Here is a 22,829-nt window from a genome sequence, read left to right on the forward strand (position 1 = left end):
CCGTCCGTGGCCGCGGGGACCGGGAAGTCATCGACACACCCGCTCCAACGCGACAGACCCCCGACCGGACACCGGACCGGCCACCGAACCATCCGATTCACCGACCCGCGAAGTACGGGCCTAGCGCGGAACGGCGGAGCCGCGCGAAGGACACCCGCCCGCGCGGGCCGGCCGGGACTGCCCGGCCGGCCGCGGCGGCCGGGTCAGGCCGTGGCGCAGGTGCCGCCGTTGAGGGTGAAGCCGGTCGGGGCGGTGTTCGTGGCGCCCCTGCCGGCGACGAAGCCGAGGGTGACGGAGCCGCCGGCCGGGATGGCGCGGGTGTAGGAGGCGGGGGCCACGCTCACGGAGCCCTCGCTCTGGGTGGGGGTGCCGCCCCACATGGTGGTGATGACCTGGCCGCCGGTGAAGGAGAAGCCGAGGGTCCAGCCGTCGAGGGCGGTGGTGCCGGTGTTGCGGATCACGATCTCGCCCTGGAAGCCGCTGCCCCAGTCACCCACGACCCGGTAGCCGACGGAGCAACTGCCCGCGGGGCTGTCCGGGGTGGCGACGGAGACGGTGCCCGAGCGGGCGGAGCGGTTGCCGGCCGCGTCTTTCGCGTAGACGGCGAAGGTGTAGCCGGTGCCGGCGGTCAGGCCGGTGACGGTGACCCGGTTGGACGTCGAGCTGGCGACGCGGGTCTCGGTGCCGCTGTCGACGCGGACGATGTCGTAGCCGGTGACGCCGACGTCGTCGGTGGACGCCGTCCAGCTCAGGGTGGCGGTGGTGGCGGTCACCGCGGAGGCGGTGGGCGTGCCGGGGGCGGTGGGCGCCTCGGTGTCGTCGGGGGCGCCGCCGCCGAAGACGGTGGCCTCGCGGGCGGTCTCCGCGATGCCGTTGGGGCCGTGGAAGACGCGCTCGCCCCACCAGGTGAGCTGGTTGGGGTCGAAGTTGAGCACCAGGTCGTGGATCGGATCGGAGTTGCCGCTCCAGGACCAGGCCAGGTAGCCGAGGTCCAGCTCCTCGGCGGTGGCCATGATCACGTCCTCGTTGACGTCGCCCCATTCGGAGTCGGGGTGGCTGAACTCGCCGACGAGGATGGGCAACCGGGCGTCGACGAAGTCCTGGAGGTAGCCGTTGATCTCCTCCGCGGTGTCGTAGACGGCGTACATGTGGACGGAGAAGATCAGGTTGCCGGTGGGGTCCGCGTCGTACACCGCCTGAGCGGTGGTGCGCATGGTGTTCTCCCAGTCCTGACCCCAGTTGGGCGCGTCCACCATCAGCGTGTGCTCGAACCCGGCGCCGCGCAGCTTGCCCACGGCGTCGATCGTGGCCTGCGTCCAGCCCGCGGCGTTGACGTTGCCCCAGGGCTCGTTGCCGATGTTGATGACGACGTAGTCCTCTTCGCCGACGAGGACGTCCTTCAGGCCGATCCAGTAGTCGGCCGCCTGGTCCAGCGAAGCGGCCGCGGCCTCCTCGCCGTAGCCGGTGGTGTCGTGCACCTCCAGCGCGCAGATCATGCGGTTGACCTTGCACTGCTCGACGACCCCGGCCACGTTCTCGGGGCTGTCCGGGCCCCAGCGCTGGCCGCTGCCGAGGACGACGCGGACCGTGTTGGCGCCCAGCGCCTTGATGTCGGCGAACGACTGGGTCTCGCCCTGGAACCAGGTGTGGGGGTGGTTGACGCCCCGCATCACGAAATCGTTGCCGTTGCGCTCGAGCAGCCGGCCGTTCTCGATGTGCAGGCCCGTGGCCGCCGCTTCGGCCGGTTCGGCCTGAGCGGCCGGGCTCACGGCTCCCAGCCCGAGGAGGGCCGCGAGTCCTGCCAGCAGGACGACCAGCGATCGTGTTCGTGTTCTCACTGCGACTCCCAAGTCGATGCCTGACGCGCATTTCTGAACATGGAGCAACAGGTAGTTTTTGTCTCTGAATCCGCATCCCCCGGATTCAGGTCACTCCTGCCGCCACCCGGAGTGTAGGTGCCCGCTCCTTGGACGCCTAGATTCCGTGCCGAAATCAACTCCGGCTGAGCATCGTGGTGTTGAGGCGGACCACGCCTCGGCCGCCGACCGCCCGGCACGGGACGGAACCGTCCCGCTCTGCCTTGTACGCTGCGCGGGTGCACGCAGCATCCGAGCCGAGCGGCAGCCATCCGACGATCGAGACGTGGCGAGCCGTGTCCCGGCCCGCCCGCCCCCTCATCAGGGAAGTACTGGTCAACGGCCCCTGCACCAGGACCGAGCTCGCCCGCCGCCTCGGGCTGTCGAACGGCAGCCTGACCCGCCTGACGAAACCCCTGGTGCAGTCCGGGCTCCTGGTGGAACGAGGAATCGTCCACGACCCGCTGAACGGCCACCCCATGCGCCCGTTGGACATCGTCGCCAAGGACTACCACTTCCTCGGGGTGAAGCTCACCTCCGACCGCATGTACGGCGTCGTCACCGATCTGCGTGCCGAGGTGGTCGCGGAGCACAGCGAGCCACTCGGCGTCCGGACGCCCGAAGCGGTCGCCGCGCAGGCCAGTGACCTCAGGGACCGGCTGGCGCGGGACGGCTTCCCGCCCGTCGCGGCCGGGTTCACGCTGGGCGGGCACCCCCCGGCCGACGACGAGGCGGCGGAGCCGGGACTGTTCAACGCGCCCTTCCTGGACTGGTGGCGGGTCCCGCTGGAATCCGTGCTGAACGACGCCATGGGCATACCCTGCGTCGTCCGCAACGACGTCCTCGCGCTCGCCTGCGGCCAGCACTGGTTCGGAGTCGCCCGCGGACTCTCCGACTTCGCCCTGGTCACCGCGGGCGCCGGCATCGGCTACGCCCTCTGCCGATACAACCGCATCCTGGAGACCACCGAGGAGGACGTCGTCGAATTCGGGCACCACATCCTGGACCTCGGCGGTCCCATGTGCCCCACGGGCCACCGGGGTTGCGTCTCGGCGTACCTCTCGACCGGCGCGATCCTGTCAGCCGCGGCCTACGGACTGCACCGGCCGGTGTCCCTGAAGGAAATCTCCCGAAGGGCCGGGGAAGGAGAGCCCGTCTCCGGCGACATCGCCCGTCAGGCCGGGTGGGCGCTGGGCGCGCTCGCCGCCTCCATCGCCAACCTCACCACCGTGAAGACCGTGCTGGTGGCCGGTGAGAGCGTGGACGTGATCCGCGCCGGACACCGGCACATCGAGCAGGGCATGAGCCAGCGCCGCTTCCGCGCCCACCGCTCCATCGACACGCCCATGCTGTCTTCCACCTTCACGGACTGGGCGCGCGGCGGTGCCGTCGAAGCGATCAGGACCTTTGTGGTCCAGGAGGACGCGCCCACGGGGGCATGAGGTGGCAGGTGCGCCGTCCGCCGTCGCGGGCCCGTCACCGCGTGTCGCGCAGCAGGTCGAAGGCCAGGCCGCTGGAGCGCTCACCGCGGCCGGTGCCGCGGTGCGCGCTGAGCCAGACCACGACGCGTCCGTCGCGCCAGCGCGTGCGGTTGTAGGCGAGGGAGACCCGGGCGCCCGCCTGGGGGACCTCCTCCTCGTTGACGAAGTACGGCGCCGGGGTGGCCGCGTCGAGGCCCGTGCGCAGCAGGGAGGTGCGCGGCCGGACCGGGGTGCCGTCGACCGCGCTGGGCATGGCGGCGCGCTGCAACTGGATGGCGCGGTTGTCGCCGGGAACGTGCACGGGGATGAACGGGATCCAGTTCTCCGGCACGGTGTTCATCGCCAGGTAGGCGATGGGCGCGAGCGGGGCGCCCGGTTCGGGGGAGGGGATGAGCCGCCGCCGGTGGGCCAGGGCCTCGGCGGCGACCTCGCCGCCGCGGCGCGCCTCGCCGGTGGCGACCTGGACGGTGCGTTCGATGCCCCAGACCAGGTTGGCGTTCTCGTCGCGGATGAGCGCGATGTCCTCCAGGACCGGTCCCTCGGCGGCCTTGGGCACGCTCGCGGGCAGGAACAGGCTGGTGTCGGCGGCGACCGGCGCGTCGCCGACGGTGTCGAGCGTGAACATCGACCACCGCTGCCAGTCCTGGTCGTCGCCGGACCCGGCCGGGGTGATCCACTCGCGTTGACCGAAGACGTCGGTCACCGCGAGCCCTTCGATGGTGGCGATCACACCGGCCGGCAGGTCGCACGGCAGCAGGAACCAGTCGTTGCTGTAGACCAGCGCGAATTCCAGGAAGATCAGCCGGGCCAGGTCCGTGCTGCTCGGCCGGACGGCCGCGAAGTTGGTGCCGCCGTCCTCCAGCGCCCACCAGCGCGGCAGGGGCATGCCGGCGTAGCGCACCGGCGCGGGGAACACGGTCCTGGTGACCGCGGACTCCTGGGCCTGCCCGCCGAGCGGGTCGCCGGGGTCGACGGAGAACGCGTGCCAGTCGAGCTCGCCGCCGGGGTACTCCTGCGCGGTGAGCACCTTGTCCTCGCCGACGCCGATCGAGAACCGGTGCTCGAGGCGGCGGGCGTCCCAGGCGGGATCCCCGGGCGGCTGGCTGATCAGGCCGTCGAACCACGCGATGAGCTGGGCGCCGAGGTCGTTGAGCTGGTCGTAGTGGAGGAACAGCACGCCGGGGACGCCATCGTAGGCGTTGCCGCCCGCCTTGAGGTGCTGGTACAGCAGGTAGCCGTCCATCCGGCGGCCGGCGACCGCCTGCATCGTGGCCCACACCTCGGGGTGCGCCACCCGCGCGGTGTCGGCGTCCGCGTCGGGGTCGGGCAGCGCGATCGGGTAACGCGCCACGTACGCGGCGCGGTAGAGCCGCATCAGCAGCGACCGGCCGAGCAGCTTCAGCCAGCGCCGGCCGATGGCCAGCCGCAGGTCGAAGGAGACCGGGTCGGCGCCGCGGCTGAACGGCACGGCCCGGCGCTCGGCGACAGCTTCGAGCGGCGCCTCCGCCGGCAGGTCCCCGGCCGGCCCCTCGGTGCCCGGCCGGAACCGGGACGGCGTGGCGGTGGCCACGTGGTAGGTCGCGGTGACCGGCGAGCCCGCGTCCGTCCCGCGGAACTCGCCGAGCTGCCACTGCCGGGTGAGCATCCACAGCGGGTCGCGCACCTCGGCCCGCAGCGCGCGGTCGAAGTCGGTGGTGCGCGGGCGGCCTTCGAGCCGGTTCCACAGGCCCACGGTGGGGAAGGCACGCTCGGCCAGGGCGGCCCGGAGGTCGGGGATGGGGGGTGGCTCAGTCATGGGCCTTCCAGCGCAGGTTGGCGGTCGCGAGGTCGGTGCTGATGGTGATGGGCCGGCGGGTCGCGGACATGACCGTGGCCGGCAGCAGGTGCGCGTAGGCCGTGGTGTCGAGGTGGGCCGGCTCGACGGCCCTGACCCGGGCCAGCTCGAACGTCTCGTGCACCGCCGCCACCAGGTCGTCCCAGCTCCAGGCGCCCGTCCTGACCGGCGGCGCGACCAGCAGCATGGCCTGCGGCGGCTCGGAGTCCGGGCCGTCGTAGTGCAGCGCCACACCGGTGGTCTCGGTGGCGGCCGGCAGCACCTCGGTCCACTCGTCCAGCAGCAGGCCGCAGTGCGCGCCGCCGCCGAGCGGCGGGCCGACCGCGTAGTGCGCCGTGTACAGCAGCTTGTTCTCGTCGACGGTGCAGGAGGCGGGGAACTCCATGCCGAGCCAGGTGTCGTCCCGGCGGTAGGGCAACTGGATCGGTTCCAGAAGCGGTTCCTGCCAGCCCAGCACGTTGGACAGCAGACCGCCGGGGCCGCGCAGCGCGTCGCTCAGCGTCACCGCCTTCTCCCAGCAGCGGACCTTCTCGCGCACCCGGGCCAGGCCGTGCACCCAGTCGTCGACGGGGAAGTCCCGGTCCAGGTGCTCCAGCAGCTCGTCACTGTCGTTGCGCGCCCTCCGCCACTCCTCCGCCAGCGGCTCGGGCGGGGTGAACTCGGGCACCACGAGCGCGTCCTCACCGAGCAGCGCGGTGAGCGCGTCGGTCGCGGCCCGCACCCGGTCCTGGCCGGTCACCGCCGCGTCGTACTCCTCGAGCGCCGTCCCGGCGGCGGCCAGGCGCGCCGCGATGTCCGCCAGCAACGACCGGGCCCGGCCGCGCAAATCGGTGGCGAAGGCGACGATCCGGTCGTGGTGGGGCGCGAGGTCGAGACCGAGCCGGTCGAACGCGGTCAGCGGCAGCAGCGCGGAGACGTCGGCCAGCAGCCCGCTGAGCGTGGCCCGCGTCGTCCGGTTCACCTGGCGCAGCGCCTGGAGCCGGCCGGCGAAGGCCGCGCGGCGGCCGAGCACGATGGCGCGCAACTGCTGCGGGGTGGCCGGCCTGGGGCTGGTGGGGGCGGTGCCGAGCAACTGCTCGGCCCGCTGCAGCAGGCCGAAGCGGGTCTCGGCCGGGGTCTGGGACGGCAGCGCGTTGTACTCGGCGAGGAGCGCGTCGGTCGCGGCCAGGGATCCGGCCATCCGGTCCGCGGTCGCGGCGACGGCGGTCAGCACCTCACCGAACACGCCGCGGCGCCACTCGGCGGCCTCGCCCCAGCCGCTGCGGACCATGCCGAAGCCGGCCGCGGCGGAGACGAGTTCGCCGTATCCGGCGAGGACGGTGTCGATCCGGCTGATCAGCTCCGCGCGCCGGGCCGGGTCGTCGACGAGCGGCGAGACCTCGTCGGCGTAGTCGGTGACCCCGTCGCGCAGCTCGGCGAGGGCCTCGTGGACGGCGGCCGGCCGCGCCCTGGGCAGCGCCACGGTCTCGTCCACGGCGGGGTCGGCCGGCGCGGCACCGGCCGGAGGCACCAGATCGCTGGCGCGCAGCGGGCGGGCGGTGGTCAGCAGCGTGCGCAGGGCCGAGATCAGCGGCGACAGCTCGAAGAAGGTGATCTTGCCGTCGATCCGCTGGGTGTGCCGGATGGTCAGCACGGCGTCGGGGCGCGGGTGGTCGCGGTCGATGACGTGGCCGAGGATCCGGTCGTCGAGGTCGGTCATGGCCGCCTGGTCCTCGGGCCGCACGGTCCACAGCAGGTCGAGCGGCTGGAGCCGGATGTCCCGCTGGGTGACGACCCGTTCGCGGGCCTGGCCGCTGACCGGATCGGTCCAGGTGACCCGGGCCGCCACGTCGTTCTGGCCGGGCAGCAGCGTGGGCAGCCAGTCGTTCACGGCGGGCTCGCCCTTGGCGCGGGGACCGTTGCCCTGGAACAGGCCGGAGCCGTGGTCGGGGCCGAGCCCCGGCCGGAACTGCAGGCCGAGCCGGTGAGTCAGGGTGACGCCGCTGCGCGGGGTGGCGACCACGGCGGGCTCCGGCGGGAAGCCGTCGGCGGCGTAGGCGTCGAGGGTCGCCGAGGCGCGTTCGGTGTTGCCCTGGAGGGCCTGGTGGGTGCCTTCGGCGACCGCGAGGTCGGCCAGCGCGTCGTGCAGGTCGAGCAGCCGGACGACCTCGGCGTCGATGGCGGCGCCCTGTCCGTTCGCCGGCTCCGGGAGCCGGTCCTCGTAGCCGAAGGGGTACTGGGCCGGGCCGGTCCTGGTCACGTGCCGGACGAGGGCGAGGCCGTCGATCACGTTGCGGGCCTCGATCCGCTCGATCGCGACCGGCTCCTCGGGCGCCGTCTCGGCCAGCTTGCCGGCCCGCAGCGGGAAGACGCCGCGCAGCGCGGTGATGAACGAGTCGACCTCGGCCTCCGCGTACCGGTCGTGCAGCCCGCGCTCGAACTGGTAGCCGAGCAGCGCGCCGAGGGACTGGCCCTGCCGGAGCCCGTCCAGCACGGTGAGCGCGGCCCGCACGCGCTCCGAGCTGAGGTTGACGGCGAACGTGCCGGGGCGCTGCGGCGTGGCGTTGGCGACGTATCCGGCGCGCAGGACCGCCGCGGTGGTGGCGTGTCCCGGCGACGGCGCGTGCACGAAGCCGCCGTTGCCCGGTGCGCGCAGCAGCGGCGTGGAGCCGGGCGGGGTGAAGATCTGGCCGAGCGTGCCGGACAGCTCAACGGGCGTGCGCTGCCCGGTCCTTGGCCGGATGTCCGTGAGCCAGCCGTAGGCGCCCAGGTGCACGCCCCGCCGGGCCGGTGCGGTGCCGTCGGGTCCGAACCGCAGCTCGGCGAGGCGTTCGTTGGCGAGCCCGAGCCGCCAGGCGTCGAACCGGTAGGTGGCGCAGTCCAGATGCTCGATCAGCACCCGCTCCAGCCGGGCGGTGGGCACGTCGGCGAGCAGGTCCAGGGCCCGGACCTGTTCGGCGAGCGGCGCCGTGGCCGCGCTGGTGGCCAGCACGCCGGGGATGTGCTCGGCGACCGTGGTGTCCGGCCGCCCGGTGATGGCCGGGTCGGGCGAGTACAACTGGCGGTAGCGGCTCTCGCTGCCGCTCGCCTCGCCGCTGATGTGGATGAACGGCGGGTCGGCCGCGGGCGGGACGGGGCTGCCGGCCGCGGCGGCCAGCCTTCGCCCGGCCTCCGCCCAGCCCAGCAGGACGGCGTGCCGCAGCAGCAGGTAGAGCAGCGCGGCGGGCGGGCGGCCCGCGTCGAAGCCGCTCTCCAGCCGGATCGGCTCCAGATCGGTGGCCGCGTAATGGGCCAGCCAGCGCAGGTAGTTGCCCTGCGGCGCGCAGGGGCGCACCGGGTCGGTCCCGGACAGCGGCCGGTCGTCGACGAGCGGGGCGAGCAGCGGGTACTGGGCGCCGGCGAACAGCCGGCGGATCAGGTCCGGGTCCGGGCCCGCGTGCCCCAGCCGGGCCAGCAGCTCGCGGATCGGCTGCGGCATTCCCAGCGCGTCGAGCGCGGGCAGCACCGCGGGGCCGTTGCCGCCGAGGTTCTCCCGGTTGAAGATCTCCTCGACGCTCCGCGCGTACCGCTGGTGGAACTCGGCCGACGTCGGGTGCAGCGCCAGGATGTCGAGCAGTGCCTGATGCGGGTCAACGGGGTGGTCGGGGTCCTCGGGCGCACCGAGGTGGGTGACCTGCCCGGCGGCGGCCAGCCAGTCCGCCCCGACGGTGGTGAGCACCGCGTGCAGGCCGCGGCGGTGGGCGGCGTCCGGGTGCGTCGTGGTGTCCGGCCAGGCCAGGCGGGAGAACGCGGTGGTCGGCAGGATCCCGTACGGCTGGCGGCCGATCTTGACGGCGGGGATGGGGCCGCGCCCGCTCACGTGCCGGACGAAGAACTCACGGGTGCGCGCCACCGCCTCGTCGCCGAGCACCGGGTGCAGCGCGGTCGTCAGGAACGCGCCCCACGTGGCGGGCCACAGCGCGACGTTGGCGGCCCGCGCGTCGCGCTGGTCGGTCCCGTCGGCGTGCGCCACGTCGGCGAGCGCGGCGGGGTCGATGCCGAGCAGGTCGGCGAACCACTGGCCGTCCGTCCGGGCCGCCCAGTCGCCCGGCGCGGCGGCGAGCGCGGCGGCGCCGAGCACGGCCGCCGGTCCGGCGCCGGCCGCCTCGCCCGAGTCCCGTCCGGCGGGCGCCCGCTCGGTGTTGTTGGTCGGGATGCCCTGCGGCAGCAGGCTGAATCCGCCGGGGCCGCGCAACTGCCGGGTGAACAGGTCGGCCAGTTCGGTGCCGGACTGCTCGGGCGCCGGGTCCAGCCGCAGGCCGAGCACGACGAGCCGGTCCAGACCCTGCCGCGTGGTGTCGTCCAGCGGGATCCGCACCCCCATGCCGACCTCCACCGCGCGGCCGAAGTCGGCCAGCCAGCGCAGGTCTTCGGGCACGCGCAGCGCCCCGGTCTCCTCGTCCACCGCCAGTTGCTCGGCGTCCGGCAGACCGGGGTCGGGGCTCACCGCGAGCGTGTCGGGCACCGGTTCGCCGGTGACCGCGACCACCCGCTGCCCGTTCACATAGCCGAGGAACGCGAAGCGGTCGGGCAGCAGCCGGGCCCGCGCGGCCCTGGTCCAGGAGGACGGCGCGACCTCGGCGGCCGGCTGTTGCGGCAGCACCAGGAACGCCACCGTGACGGCGTCGCCCGCGCCCGCCGGCGCGGCGTCGATGCCGACGGGCCGGCGGGCCCGGATGGCCCGCGCCCGGCCGGCGCCGGTCGCGGCGGTCAGCGCGATGTCGGCGGCGCGGATCGCGGCCCGGTCACCGTGCGCCCGCCAGACCGCGGTCCAGTAAGTGATCGTGGGCGCACGGTCGTTGGCCGGCAGCGCCTGGGCGCTGACGATCACCAGCACGGTGGTCTCCGGCGGCACCCCGGTGGGCCGTTCGGCGGGGTTGGCCGGCCGGTGGTCGCGCAGCAGCCAGCGGGCCCGGCCGGCGGACATCCGCCCGGTGAGCTCCCGCCAGGCGGCGCCCTCCGCGACCGCGTCGCCGCCGGAGCGCCACAGCGCGGTCCAGTAGGCGTCGAGCGCGGCCAGCTCGGGCGCCGTCGGACGCGGCTCGAACATCTCGGTCGACCACTCGTCGGGGAACACCCGCACCAGCAACTCGGTCGCGGTGAAACGGGTTTCGATCCGGACCGGGCCGAGCAGCACCGGGTAGTCGTCGCTGAGCCGATCCGCGGCCAGCTCGCCGGGGGGCGGCTCCTGGGCGTCACTCATCCGGCAGCATCTCCTCGGCGTGCACGGCCACCAGCACCGGGGCCTGGAAGAGGATGTAGGCGATGTCCGCCGAGCTCAACTGCCCCGTCCAGACGGGCAGGTGCTCGTCCTCGTCGTGCTGCTCGGCCTTCTCCTGGTCCGCCCGGGGGTCGTCGAGCCGCCGCAGCTCGACGACGGGCGCCGCGGGGCCGAGCCGGACGAACCCGCTGTTCCCCGGGTCCACATCGGGCCACGACAGGTCGTTCCACACCTCGACCCGCGTCGCCGGCCCGGTGTCCAGGCCGAAGCGCAGATCGCCCGGACGTTCCTCGATGACGAAGAACCAGCCGGCGTCCTCCGGCGGGGCGCCACCGCCCCGCGCCTGCTCCTCAGTCAGGTCGAAGCCCAGGAGATGGATGTCCGGCGCGACCTGCGCCTCGTACAGCGGCAGCCGGATCTCCTCGGCGGACGGGTGCAGTTCGTCCACGAGCTCGACCGGCACCCGCTCCTGGGCCGGGTCCGGCACTCCGTTCCTGGTTCCCCAGCGGGCCCGGTGCGCGTAGATGGCCGCGTTCGGATACTTCTTGAGCAGCTCGCCGCGAATGACCAGCACCAATTCCTCGGTCTGCGGGCCGCCCGCGTCGCGGTTGTCGTTCGTGCCGAGGTCCCCGGTCAGCGGCCAGCGGTGGATCGGCTTGATGTCGTAGAGCCGCTCCCTGCGCTCCTCCAGGGACTCGCCCGGCCGGGGCAGGACGGTGCGCGCGTCCCAGAACTGGCGGAACGGCGTGCCGCGCTGGTCGGTGGGGAACTCGCGCCACAGCAGCTCGCGGGCCATCTCGTGGTTGAGCCCGACGAGGTAGGACTCGATGAACCGCTGGTTGGTCTCCAGCAGCGTGATGCTGTTGGGCGGGATCAGGTCGAGGTTGGGCACGAACAGGTCGGTGGACAGGTCGAGCAGTGCCCGGTACATCGGCAGGTCGAAGACCGGGTAGGCCATCGCCTCGACGAACTGCCCGGCGAACGGCGCCAGCCGCGCGGGCAGCGCCACCGAACCGAGCAGCGTGCGCGGGACGGTGACGTCGGCGCGCAGCCCGGTCAGCACCGAGCCGGCGGCCGTGTCGACGCCGAGGGCCGCCCGCGGCTCGGTGCGGCTGCCCGCGTCGGCGGCGTCCCAGGCGCGGTGGACATCGCGCAGCGCCTCCTTGAAGCGGGCCGCCTCCGGGCTGTCGGTGTCGCCCGGCCGCGGGACGAAGGCGTCGCCGGGCAGGGTCAGCCGGAAGTCGGGGCTCCTGGGCAGGCTGTCGACCGGGTCGGCGGCCGACGGCACCGCGGCGATCCCGGGCGGCGGCGGGTGGAGGACGCCGTCCAGCTCGCCCGGGGTGACGACGGCGGCCGGCGTGGTCTTCTCGGGGGCCGCGGTGACCGGATCCGCGTCGTCGTCCATGCGCGCCACCAGGGCCTCCGGCGGCTGCTCCGGGGTGAACGGCAGCGACCGCATCAGCCGCGATCCGGGCCGGGTGATGCGGCGCATGGCCGGGGACAGCGGGGCTTCGGTGACCCGGCTGCTGGCCACGCGGAAGCCGACCGCCACCGTTTCCCCGGTCTCCGTGTCCTGCGCCGCGGCCCGCCCGGGCGCCGTCACCCGCGGGTGGGCCGGGGCGGTCAGGGTCAGCGCGCGCGCCATTGGCGCGGCGGCCGGCCCGGTGGCGAGGGGCGCGGCCGGCGCGTCCAGGTGGCGGTTCTGCAGCGTGTGGCCGACCTCGCGGGCCAGCTGGGCCGAGCGGATCCCGCGGTTGGCCGCGAGGACGTCGCCGACCTGCTCCCAGGCGGCAGCCATCAGCTCCTCCTGCCGCTGCTGTACGACGCGGGTACCGAAGTTGGCCGCGACCCGGAACCGCGGGTCGAGGTTGAGCTGATGCACCCAGTTCCGGTCCGGCGTGACCGGGGTGCCGTCCCGCTCGGTGAGCAGCCGGGAGGTGAGCGCGTGCCAGCGCCCGTACAGCGGGGGAGTGATGACCGGGTCGACCTCGTCGGCCAGGGCCCGCGCGGCGGATCCTTCGAAGCCGGTGAGCCCGGCGAGCACGGCGGCGGCGTTGGCCTGGGCCGGCGGCCGCCCGGTGTAGTCGTCGGCCAGGTTGATCAGCGCGGCCAGGGCCTGCTGGAACGGGTGCGGGTAGGTCGCCTCCTCCCAGTCGTCCCACTGATCCCACACGTCGGGCTCGCGCCCGGGGACCTGGAGGGCGCCGCCCAGGCGCAGCACGCCGCCGAGCTCCTCGGGGGTGGTGATGCCGGGCAGCGCCGCGCCCGGCGAGGCGTGCACGTCCATGTCCCGGCGCCCGACCCGGTCGTCGGGTTCTCGTGGCTGCAGCAGCCGCACCAGATACTCGAAGTCGCTGGCGCTGCCGGTGACGAAGTACCAGCGGTGGTAGTACGGCAGCCGCCCGGCCTCCGGCTGCCCCGGGTAGGCGGTGCCCCAACTGGGATGCAGCGCGCCCGGCGAGCCGGCCGGGTCGAGCCCGAGCCCGGCCAGCCGCCCGGTCTCGAACGCCGGGACCAGGAAGGCGTGGTAGCCGGTGCCGGGCGCCAGGCGCCGCGGGCACAGCAGCCGGGAGCAGGCGAGGTCCGGGTTGGCGGTGAGCACCTGCTGCAGCGCGGGCAGGACCACCGACATGTTGTCGGACACGACCGCGGCGTCCAGCGGTCCGTTGACGTGGACGTGCGCCCAGGCGCCGAGTTCGTCGGCCGGCGGGAGCGTGGCGGCCGGGTCGGCCACGGTGATGAACGGCAGCGGCCGGCCGGGCAGCGTGCCCTCGGTGAACTCGTCCTCGGCGCCGTCCGCGCCCTCGGCCAGCACGACGAGCGCCAGCCACGGCCGCAGCCGGCCGGTGGCCGGGTCGGGCGCGGCCGGGCTGTAGCGCCACGGGTAGTCCTCGGCGTAGAACTCGATGTGCGCCAGGTAGTTGGGCTCGACGTTGGTGATCCACGGCCGCGGCTCGGTCCGCACGATGGCCCGCGGGTCGATGCCGATGATGTCCCCGGGGCCGTAGAGCTGCACGGCCTGTTCGACGTTCCGGGTGATCGTGCCGCCGGCCGGCGCCTCGCCGGTCACCCGCAGGCGCACCGGGACGCTCGCGCGGTCGGTCGTGCCGGGGTCGCCGGTGATCCGGGTGGCGATGCCGGTCCGCAGCCACGGCAGGAAGGAGTAGAAGTTGCCGCTCACCCGGGGCCCTCCGCTCCGGCGGCGAAGATCTCGGCGCTCGCGGCGAGCACGTCGGTGCCCGGCTCCGCCGTGGCGGGCCCCGAGCGGACCACCCCGCCGGCGACGAGCACCCGGCCATCCGGCAGCGCCGCCGCGGCGAACGCCAGGCGCCCGGACGTCAGCCCGCCGGTCGGGGTCCAGGTGCCGGCCGCGGCGTCGAAGAGAGCGGCGTTCTGGTAGCCGACGTCGAAGGCGGGCCCGCCGGCGCCGCCGATCACCAGCAGCCTGCCCCCGGAGAGCGGGACGGCGCGGTGGCCGCCGCGCCCGAACGCCATGGGCGGGGCCGCGGTCCACTGCCCCGAGCCCGGGTTGTACCGCTCGGCCGTCGTCAGGCTGAACGGGGCGAACGTCCCGTCGCCGCCCGCGCCGGCCGGTCCGCCGCCGGTGACGAGGACGGTGCCGTCGGTCAGCCGCGTCGCCTGGTGCAGGCCGCGGGGCGTGGCCAGGCTGCCGGTGGGCGTCCAGACGCCGGTGGCCGGGTCGTACAACTCGCAGAAGGCGAGCGCGGTTTCCTGCCCGGGGCCGGTGGTCGCGCTGCCGCCGGCGACCAGGACCCGCCCGTTCGCCAGGAGAACGGCGGGGTGACCGGCGCGGGCCTCGGTCATGGGGGCGGCCTCCGTCCACTCCTCGGTCGCCGGGTCGTAGATCTCCGCGGTCGACAGGGACCGGGTGGACTGGGCCGAGCGGATCGTCGTGCCGCCGGCCACCAGCACGGTCCCGTCCGGCAGCGCGACGGCGCTGTGCCCCCACCGCCGCCCGTGCATGGCGCCGGTCACCGACCAGGTGCCCGTGCCGGGGTCATAGATCTCGGCCGACGCCAGCCCCGGCGCCGGGGACTCCGGCGCCCCGGTGACGCCGCCCGCGGCCAGCACCCGGCCGTCGGGCAGCGCGGTCAGCGTGTGCAGCCGCCGGGCCGTGGCCAGCGCGCCGGTGGCCGCCCAGGTGCCGGCGTCCGGGTCGTACAGCGCGGCGGTGGCCAGGGCCGTCGCGCCGGCGTCGGCGCCACCCGCGACCAGCACCTTCCCGGACGGCAGCACGATGGGCCCGTCATGCTGTCCGTGCCAGCAGCCGGGGGACGGCAACGCCCCGGTGGCCGTCCACTGGCCGGCGGCCAGGTCGCTCGCGGTCGTCATGACAGGGAACCTCCGCTCATGGTGTGAAGACCTCGGCGGTGGCGGTCGGTACCGTCACGCCGGGGCCCGGCTCCGGCACGGCGGCGCCGGACAGCGCGGCGCCGCCCGCGGCCAGGATCCGGCCGTCGGCCAGCTCGGCGACGGCGAAGCCCCACCGGCCGACCGCCAGGGCGCCGGTGGGGGTCCAGGTGTCGGCGGCGGGGTCGTAGAGCACCGCGCCCGGATAGCCCACCTCGGCGGCGGGCCCGCCGGTGCCGCCGACGACGAGCACGTGCCCGGTCACCAGCGGCACGGCGCGGTGCGCGGCGCGGCCCGTGGGCAGGTCGGCGACGCGGGTCCAGGCACCGGTCGCGGGGTCGTGGCGTTCGGCCGTGCGCTGGCTGCGCGGGTCGTGCACGCCGCCGGTCAGGGTGCGCGGCGCTTCGCCGCCGGTCACCAGGACCGTGCCGTCGGGCAGCGCTGTCGCCTGGTGGCCGACGCGCGGGGCGGTCAGGCTGCCGGTGGGTGTCCAGGCTCCGGTGGCCGGGTCGAACACCTCGCAGTGGCCCAGCGGCGCGGCGCTCGCCGGGCCGGTGATCAGGGCGCCGCCGACGACCAGCACCCGCCCGTCCGGCAGCGGCACGGCCTGGTGTCCGGTGCGTGCCTCCGTCATCGGCGCGGTCGCGGCCCAGGTGCCGGTGGCGGGGTCGAACAGCTCGGCGGCGGACAGCGCGCGGCCCGACTGCGCGGAACGGGCGCCGGTCCCGCCGGCGACCAGGATGCGGCCGTCCGCCAGCCGCGTCGCCGAGTGCCCGGACCTGGCCGTGGCCATGGCCGCCGCGGCGGGGGACCAGGTGCCGGTCACCGGGTCGTAGAGCTCGGCGGTGCCGGTCGCCGCGGCGCCGGTGACGCCGCCGGCGACGAGCACGCGGCCGTCCGCGAGCCGGGTCGCCGAGTGCAGCCGCCGCCCGGCCGCCAGGGCGCCGGTCGGTGACCACAGGGCGGTGGCGGGGTCGTAGACCGCGGCACCGGCCAAGGGCGCTCCGGTGCCGTCCTCGCCGCCCACGACGAGCACCCGGCCGCCCGCGAGCGGCACGGCGTCCGCGCCCGGCGCGCGCCACAGCGCGGCGAACGGCATCGGGTTCGCCGCAACGGTCCAGGTTCCGGGCACGGCCAGGGGAGTGGCCGCCTCGACCGCCGGGATGACGTGCAGGGCGCCCGCCAGGCTCGGGTCGGCGGCCACCCAGTCGGCGAGCGCGTCGGCCGCCGCCGCCTGGCTGCGGAAGGTCGACGGCGCGCCGGCGACGTTGGCCGCGGGTGGGAAAGCCTGCCGGTTGTTGCGCCGGTGCGCGACGACGTACCGCTGGCCGGTCAGCTTGACCGTGTCGTCCGCCGCGTACGGCTGGCGGAACCTCGCCTCCTGCTGGGAGAGCGCGGAGCGGCTGGTGCTGCTGCCCCGGAGCAACTGGTTGTGCACGCCCGCGCTGACGCTGCGGAACGTGCGCGCCGGCGTGGGCGCCGTGGCCAGCGCCCGTGCCCCTGCCCGGGCCCGCGTCGCGGCCGTTGTCCCGGCGGCGGCCGGGCCGCCGTCGATGACGATCATCTCGTAGCGGGTGCTGCGGCGGACCGCGCGGACGGCGGCCAGCGCGCCCTGCTCCATGGCGAGTTCAAGACCGGCGTCCTGGGTCTCGAAGGCCGGGCGGGACAGCTTCGTCGCGTCGTCCATCGCCTGGAACTGGGCCATCGCGAACTTGTCGTCGGTGACCGACATCTGGACCAGGCCGCTGCCGGGCGCGGGGCCGACCGTGAACCGGTTGCCGTCGCGGGGCTCCTGGGCGCCGACCCGGTCCAGCCGGATGCCCAGCGGGATCGCCCGCTGCCGCACGAACAGCGTGCCGAGCGGGTGCAGCACCAACTCGCCCTCGGGCAACTGGCGCAGGCTGACCAGCGGGTTGGTGCCGCCGGCCGGCGGGCGGGTCCCCCAGCCCTCCAGCTTCGCGATCTCGGCCGCCAGCAGCGGCAGCACGTCGACCGGCGGCAGCGTGGTGTCCCGCCGCTCGCCCCAGGTGATCTCGAAGTCCGCCGAGATCTCGAAGAACAGCAGCGAGATCGAGCCGGAGCCCTTCGCCCGCCACGGCGCGGGTCCCTCCAGCACGAATCTCAGGTCGATGCTGAAGACGCCGACGCCGAACGCCTTCAGCGAGACGCTGGCGGAGATGGAGATGATGAACTTGAAGGGCGAGAACTGGAACAGCGCGTCGAACGCGCAGTGCCCCTCGATGCCGAACGCGTCGAAGCCGAGGCGCAGTTCGACGCGCGCCCCGAACTGCACCGTGTTGCTGGTGACGGCGAAGTAGCCGGAGACGCGAAGCAGTTGGCCCGGCTGGTTGAGGATGTCGATGGACACGCGTTTGGGGCTGGGGAACGGCAGCGGCGGCGGGGTGAACGAGGGGTGGAAGCCGCCGACCGACAGCACCAGGTTGGCGTCGTCGCCCCAGGCGGCGAGCAGCCCCATCTCGCCGTCGATGGTGAGGAACAGGATCCGGGACTCGAACAGCGAGGCGAAGAACCAGAAGCGCGACTTGTCGAACTCGACGGCGCCGATGAAGTTCACCTGGAGGATCAGCAGCGGCGCGTCGACCGTGGGCAGCGCGACCCGCAGCACGCCGACGATCGCGATGTTCCCCGGGATCTCGATGATCACGCCGACCGAGATGCTGATCAGCGTCGGCGTGCCCCAGCCGATCTTCAGCATCGGGCCGATCAGGAACGTGCCCTCCTCGGGCGGGAAGAACGCGCGCAGGTCGCTCAGGATCCGGGGAGCGTTGGCGACCACGTCCTCGGGGAACATCACCGACTCGATCGCGCCGGAGCGCACGCCCTCGGCGAGCGCCGTCAGATTCATCGTGCGATTGAGCCCGATCAGGCCGCCCACCGCGAGCAGCGTGAACCCGTACCCCAACTGGATCCCGCCGCCGCCGAATTCGGCGGTCATGACGATCAGCAGCGAGAACCCGGAGGAGCCGTCCGGCATCCGGGTCGTGATCAGCCCGATCGCCTTGACGTCGATGATGCCCGCGAGTTCCAGCTCCAGCGCGCCCGCGTACTCCCCCTTCTCCGGGTCGAAGAGCAGGAACCCGCCGCCCGTGACCACCCCGGCGTCCAGCACCAGCCCGACGCCCCGCGGCGGCCGGAACCCCAGCGACAGGTCGAGCGGGCCGAGGTTGCCCTGGTTGCCCTCGGCCAGCTCCAGCGTGGCGTCCAGACCCACGCCCTGGACCGAGGCCCGCAGCGGGCCGAGCGCCGCCGAGAAGTCGGCCGTCAGCGCGAGGGGGAACCGCGTGCCCTCGATCCGCAGGGAGAGCGTCAGCGCGGTCACCTCGACCGGTCCGAGCGTGAGGTGCGCCGGAAGCTGGATCTCCAGGGCGCCGCTGCCGTCGAACCGCAGGCCGTCGCCGAGCGAGTAGCGGAAGCCGAGCTCGAAGTCGTTCGCCAACTGCGCCGCGGGCAGGAGCGTGGCCAGGAAGCCGTCGGCGTCGCCGAGGTCGACGACGAGGCGGCCCTTGCGCACCGCGCCGCCGATCCCGGTGTCGCCGTGCGCCCCGGTGCCGTCCCAGCGCAGCCCGGCGTCGAACTCGAAGGCCAGCTCGCGCGCTTCCAGGCGGCTGCCGCCCGGGGTGCCGAAGAGGACGATCGGGCTGTCGTCGGACCGCACCACCGCCAGGGTGCACCGTACGCCGCCCTCGACGGCCGCGGCGGCGGGCAGCTCGACGGTGACGGCGCCGTTCGCCTGGAGCACGATCGCGGTGCCGGGGGGCAGCGCGAACGCCACGTCGACGGTGAGGTTCCAGCCCGGGCCGCCGACCTGGAACTCGACCGGCGGGCTGCCAGCTTCCAGGACGATCGCGACGCCGGGGGGCGTCAGGTCGGTGCGGGGCCTGATCTCCGCGTAGGCCAGGTCGAGCACGGGCGCGGTCAGGTCGAGCAGCACCGGGAGCCCGAGCATTCCGAGGAACTGGTCCAGCGCCCGGAGCAGCTTCGTGCCGTCGAAGGCCGGGGTGCCCCAGTCGAAGAGGGCCGCGAGCTGGTCGCCGGGGCTGCCCAGCCAGGTGCCGATCCGGTCCGGGAGCAGGGTGTCGACCGTGTACGTGACCCCGTCGGCGCCGGGCAGGTCGCGGTCCTCCCGGTCCAGGATCCCGGTGAACTCCAGCGCCTCGGTCAGCCCTCGGTTGGTCTCGGCGAGATCGGTCACCAGGTGGTCGAGGAGCCGCCTGGGGAACGCCGCGGCGAAGTCGGCGGGCACGCCGGGCAGTTGGCCGAGCGCGCCGCCCAGCGCCGGCAGGCCGTCCAGCAAGTTGACCAGCTCGGAGATCGCCGAGGTGGTGGCGCCGAGCAGCCCCGAGAGGTCGCCGGACTCCAGCACCTCGTCCAGCTCGTCGACGGCGTCGAAGTAGTTGGTGACGCCGGCCCGCACGGTGCCCAACGGGCCGGCGAGCGAGGCGGCCTGCCCGGGCGTGAGTACCACGCCGAACCGCAGAAAAAACGCGGGCGCCTGTTCAATGGTGAGGCCATTCGTCAGCGGGTCGAGAATTCTCCGCAATCCCCGCAGGACGGCGTGGAACGTGCCCGGTGTCGTACTCATCGGCCCCACCCCCCGGTCCCGAACCTGGGTCGAAGATAGGCCCTCCCGCTTCCGGTGGCTAGTGGGCGAGAGGAATTCACACATGCCACGGTTGGCGCGGCCAACGGCAAAGAATCGCTCGCCTGTTCTCTGTACGGAACCCCACGGCCTCACTACTATTGGCCCGTCCGCAAGCGGCGGCGCGGGGTACCGGGGAGGGGCCACGGGTGGACACTCCAATCAAGGGAAACGCCGAAATCGAGGCCGACCGGCCGGCTTTCATGGTTTCCTACCGGCGCGCACGTGCGGCATTAGGAGCCCTCGACGGCGTGGTGAGCGTCGGCTTCGGATGCAAGCAGCGCGGCGGGACGTTCACCGACGACATCGGCATCATCGTGTCCGTCGTGGAGAAGAAGCCCGAGGCGGAGCTCGCTCCCGAGCAGCGCGTCCCGCCGGCGTTCGAGGGATACCGCACGGATGTCCGCCCCTTGATGCGGCTCATCCCCGGCGGGTGCGACAACGACACCTCCTACGACACCATCCAGGGCGGGATCCAGATCCAGCTCAAGGCCGGCAATCCGGTGGGCACCCTGGGCTGCATCGTCAGGAGGCGCGGCGACAGCGGCCGGGAGAATGTCTACCTGCTGAGCAACAAGCATGTCCTGTACTCCGGCGGCGCGGAGACGGGCGATTACGTCTACCACCCGTACGCGCCGGGCACGCCGCGGCCGTCCGCCGCGCTCGGTCCCACGCAGGCTCTGGCCTTTTACCAGAACGTCACCGTCACGGTAACCCTCCCCAGCGGAACTCAGGTCACGGACGATTTTTTCATCGACTGCGCGACCGCCCGCATCGATCTGGACAGCAAATGCTTCGGGAGTACGTGCACGAAGGACGTCACCAAGTACGACACGGTTATCGCCGATCTCCAGTTGGGCGGCGGGAACAGGCCCACCGACGTCAGAAACGTCGTCAATGATGTGGCCATCATCGGCACCGCGAGTGCCGGACCCTACGTTTACAAAGTCGGCCGGACCACCGGGAGAACGAGGGGCGTCGTCAGGTCCGTCAATAAAGGGCTGCACATGCTTCCCCGCCCGGAACTGCCGGGATTCCCGGAGGTCACCGGGAAGAATGTGATCGAGATCGAGTTCGCCCCGGATCCCGCTCAGAATCCGGGCGGTCTCAACTGTCACGGACATCCCTACTTCGCGGAGCCCGGCGACTCGGGATCGATCGTCGTAGACAACGACGGCCGGGTCATCGGGATCATCACGGGCGTCCCCGATCCGTCGAACCCCCAGTCGAGCACCACCGCCGCCGCCTGCCACATCGTGCCGGTGCTCGACAAGCTGGGGATCTGCGTCCCCACCTCGGGCGGCACCTCGCACGGCAGTTGCGGGGCGACCGACGGCAGCGGCCAGGCTCCCGCGCCGGCCACCACCGCGCGGGACGACGCGCCGGCCACCGCCCCACCACCGCCACCGCCCGAACCGCGGCCGGTCGCCGTCACCGAGGCCGAGCGCGCGCGTCTGCTGCGGTTGCGCGAGGAGTTCCGCCGCACCGAGAAGGGGCGCGAGCTGCACGAGACGTTCGCCCAGGTGCGCCGCGAGATCGGCTACCTGGTGCGCAACTCCCGCCGTGTGAAAGTGGCCTGGTACCGGAACCAGGGCCCCGCGTTCCTCACCCACACGCTCAACCACCTGCGGGGCCGGACCGATTCGGTGCCGCTCGAGGTGAACGGCGTCTCGCGCACCGAGCTGCTGACCCGCATGGCGCAGGTGCTGGCGGCGCACGGCAGCAATCCCCTGCGCGCCGCCGTCGAACGCCACCGGGACGACCTGCTGCACATCCTGGCCACGGCCACCACCGCGGAGGAGGCCGTCGCGCTGTTCGCCGACCTGGACCCGGCCGACGACCCGGCGGCGGCGTAACGCCCCGGCGCGCCGCCACGCGGGCCGTTCCGGCCGGTCAGCCCAGGTGCACGGGCACGCTGTCGGCGTCCGCCCGCTCGGCTTCGGCGTCGCGACGGGGCCGGGGAGTGTTCATCAGCAGCCCGACGATCACCGCGGCGGCGACGAGGATGCCCGACGCCCAGGCGAATGCCGTGGTGAAGCCCTCGACGAGCCCCTCCCGCAGCACGGCCGGCTCACCGGCCCGCGTGGCCTGGCCGGCCAGGTAGTCGTCGGTGGCGTTGGTGGCCAGGGTGTTGAGCAGCGCGGTGGCGATCGAACCACCGATCTGCTGGGCGGTGTTGACGGTGCCGGAGGCCACGCCCGCGTCCTGGGGGCGAACGGCGTGGGTGGCGTAGTTGATGGCCGGGGCCATCACCAGGCCCATGCCGAAGCCGATGATCAGCATGCCGGTCAGCGGACCGGAGGCGTAGGAGGAGTCCGGCTCCAGGGTCGTGAGCCAGGCCAGGCCGCCGGCCGCGATGAGCAGTCCCGGCACCATCAGCGCGCGCGGCGGGACCTTGGGCAGCAGACGCGGGGCGATGCCACCGGCCGAGACCGCCACCGCGAGGGTCATGGGCAGGAACGCCACCCCCGCCTTGACTGGTGAGTACCCCATCACCAACTGCACGTGGTAGGTGAGGAAGAACAGCGTGCCCAGCATGCCGATGATGGCGAAGCCGACGGCCAGGTACGCGCCGCCCCGGGTGCGGTCCAGCACCACGCGCAGCGGCAGCAGCGGCTCGGCGGTGCGGCGTTCCACCAGGACGAACGCGATCAGCAGCACGCCGCCGGTGGCCAGCATGCCGATGACCATGCCGGAGGACCAGCCCTCGGACTCGGCCTCGCTCAGCCCGTACACGACGGCGACCAGGCCGCCGGTCACCAGCACCACGCCGGGGATGTCCAGGCGGCGCCGCTGGGTGTCGCGGGACTCGCGCATCAGGCCCAGGCCGGAGAGGGCGGCGAGGGCGATGAGGCAGTTGACATACATGCACCAGCGCCAGTCGAACGCGTCGGTCAGCCAGCCGCCCAGCAGCAGGCCGATCGCGCCGCCGCCGGCGGAGATCCCGCCGAAGATGCCGAACGCCTTGGCGCGTTCCCGGGTCTCGGTGAAGGTCGTGGCGATCAGGGAGAGCGCGGCCGGGGCGAGCAGCGCCCCGAAGACGCCCTGGAGAGCACGGGAGGCCAGCAGCAGCTCGAAGCTGCCGGCCGCGCCGCCGAGCGCGGAGGCCAGCGCGAAGCCGACCGCGCCGATGGCGAACGCGCGCTTGCGGCCGGTGTAGTCGGCGATCCGGCCGCCGAGCAGCAGCAGGCTGCCGAACGCCAGGGTGTACGCGGTGACGACCCACTGCCGGTCGCCGTCGGAGAAGCCGAGATCGGCCTGCGCGGTGGGGAGCGCGATGTTCACGATGGTGACGTCCAGCACCACCATGAGCTGGGCCAGGCAGATGAAGACCAGGGCCGGCCAGCGCCGGCCGTCGGGCGGGGAAGCGGGATGGGACATGGGGACG

The 22,829-nt window shown here is 74.0% G+C and carries 9 protein-coding genes; 2 read left to right on the forward strand and 7 right to left on the reverse strand.

Annotated elements, in window-relative coordinates:
• Positions 1 to 203: 203 nt before the first annotated feature.
• The gene (locus tag RM590_RS33565; protein WP_311708584.1) at positions 204 to 1,838 is read right to left on the reverse strand and encodes a cellulase family glycosylhydrolase; all 1,635 of its coding nucleotides are present in this window, start codon (positions 1,836 to 1,838) and stop codon (positions 204 to 206) included.
• 257 nt (positions 1,839 to 2,095) lie between these two features.
• On the opposite strand from RM590_RS33565, the gene RM590_RS33570 reads away from it, so the two are divergent.
• Positions 2,096 to 3,298 carry an ROK family transcriptional regulator gene (locus RM590_RS33570; RefSeq protein WP_311708585.1) on the forward strand — a complete coding sequence of 401 codons (1,203 nt, stop codon included), beginning with the start codon at positions 2,096 to 2,098 and terminating at the stop codon, positions 3,296 to 3,298.
• A gap of 34 nt (positions 3,299 to 3,332) precedes the next feature.
• On the opposite strand, the gene RM590_RS33575 is transcribed toward RM590_RS33570, so the two are convergent.
• The 5 genes from RM590_RS33575 to RM590_RS33595 are packed head-to-tail and all read right to left on the reverse strand — an operon-like array spanning position 3,333 to position 19,384.
• Positions 3,333 to 5,132: a hypothetical protein gene (locus tag RM590_RS33575; protein ID WP_311708586.1), complete on the reverse strand. Its 1,800-nt coding sequence runs from the start codon at positions 5,130 to 5,132 to the stop codon at positions 3,333 to 3,335.
• Positions 5,125 to 10,392 (reverse strand): hypothetical protein, encoded by a 5,268-nt coding sequence (locus tag RM590_RS33580; protein ID WP_311708587.1) that lies wholly within the window; start codon positions 10,390 to 10,392, stop codon positions 5,125 to 5,127. Before RM590_RS33580 ends, RM590_RS33575 begins: the two co-directional genes overlap by 8 nt.
• Positions 10,385 to 13,591: a hypothetical protein gene (locus RM590_RS33585; protein WP_311708588.1), complete on the reverse strand. Its 3,207-nt coding sequence runs from the start codon at positions 13,589 to 13,591 to the stop codon at positions 10,385 to 10,387. The genes RM590_RS33580 and RM590_RS33585 overlap by 8 nt, the downstream gene beginning before the upstream one ends.
• On the reverse strand, positions 13,588 to 14,763 hold the full coding sequence (locus RM590_RS33590; protein WP_311708589.1) for a Kelch repeat-containing protein: 1,176 nt from the start codon (positions 14,761 to 14,763) through the stop codon (positions 13,588 to 13,590). The genes RM590_RS33585 and RM590_RS33590 overlap by 4 nt, the downstream gene beginning before the upstream one ends.
• A 16-nt stretch (positions 14,764 to 14,779) precedes the next feature.
• Positions 14,780 to 19,384, reverse strand: coding sequence for a DUF6603 domain-containing protein (locus tag RM590_RS33595; RefSeq protein WP_311708590.1), 4,605 nt, complete (start codon positions 19,382 to 19,384; stop codon positions 14,780 to 14,782).
• Between the two features lie 206 nt (positions 19,385 to 19,590).
• Here RM590_RS33595 and RM590_RS33600 point away from each other — a divergent pair, with 206 nt between their 5' ends.
• Positions 19,591 to 21,297 (forward strand): hypothetical protein, encoded by a 1,707-nt coding sequence (locus RM590_RS33600; RefSeq protein WP_311708591.1) that lies wholly within the window; start codon positions 19,591 to 19,593, stop codon positions 21,295 to 21,297.
• A 37-nt stretch (positions 21,298 to 21,334) separates the two neighbouring features.
• On the opposite strand, the gene RM590_RS33605 is transcribed toward RM590_RS33600, so the two are convergent.
• The gene (locus RM590_RS33605; RefSeq protein WP_311708592.1) at positions 21,335 to 22,822 is read right to left on the reverse strand and encodes an MFS transporter; all 1,488 of its coding nucleotides are present in this window, start codon (positions 22,820 to 22,822) and stop codon (positions 21,335 to 21,337) included.
• Positions 22,823 to 22,829: the final 7 nt, after the last annotated feature.

Source organism: Streptomyces litchfieldiae (assembly GCF_031845365.1).
Taxonomy (GTDB): Bacteria; Actinomycetota; Actinomycetes; order Streptomycetales; family Streptomycetaceae; genus Streptomyces; species Streptomyces litchfieldiae.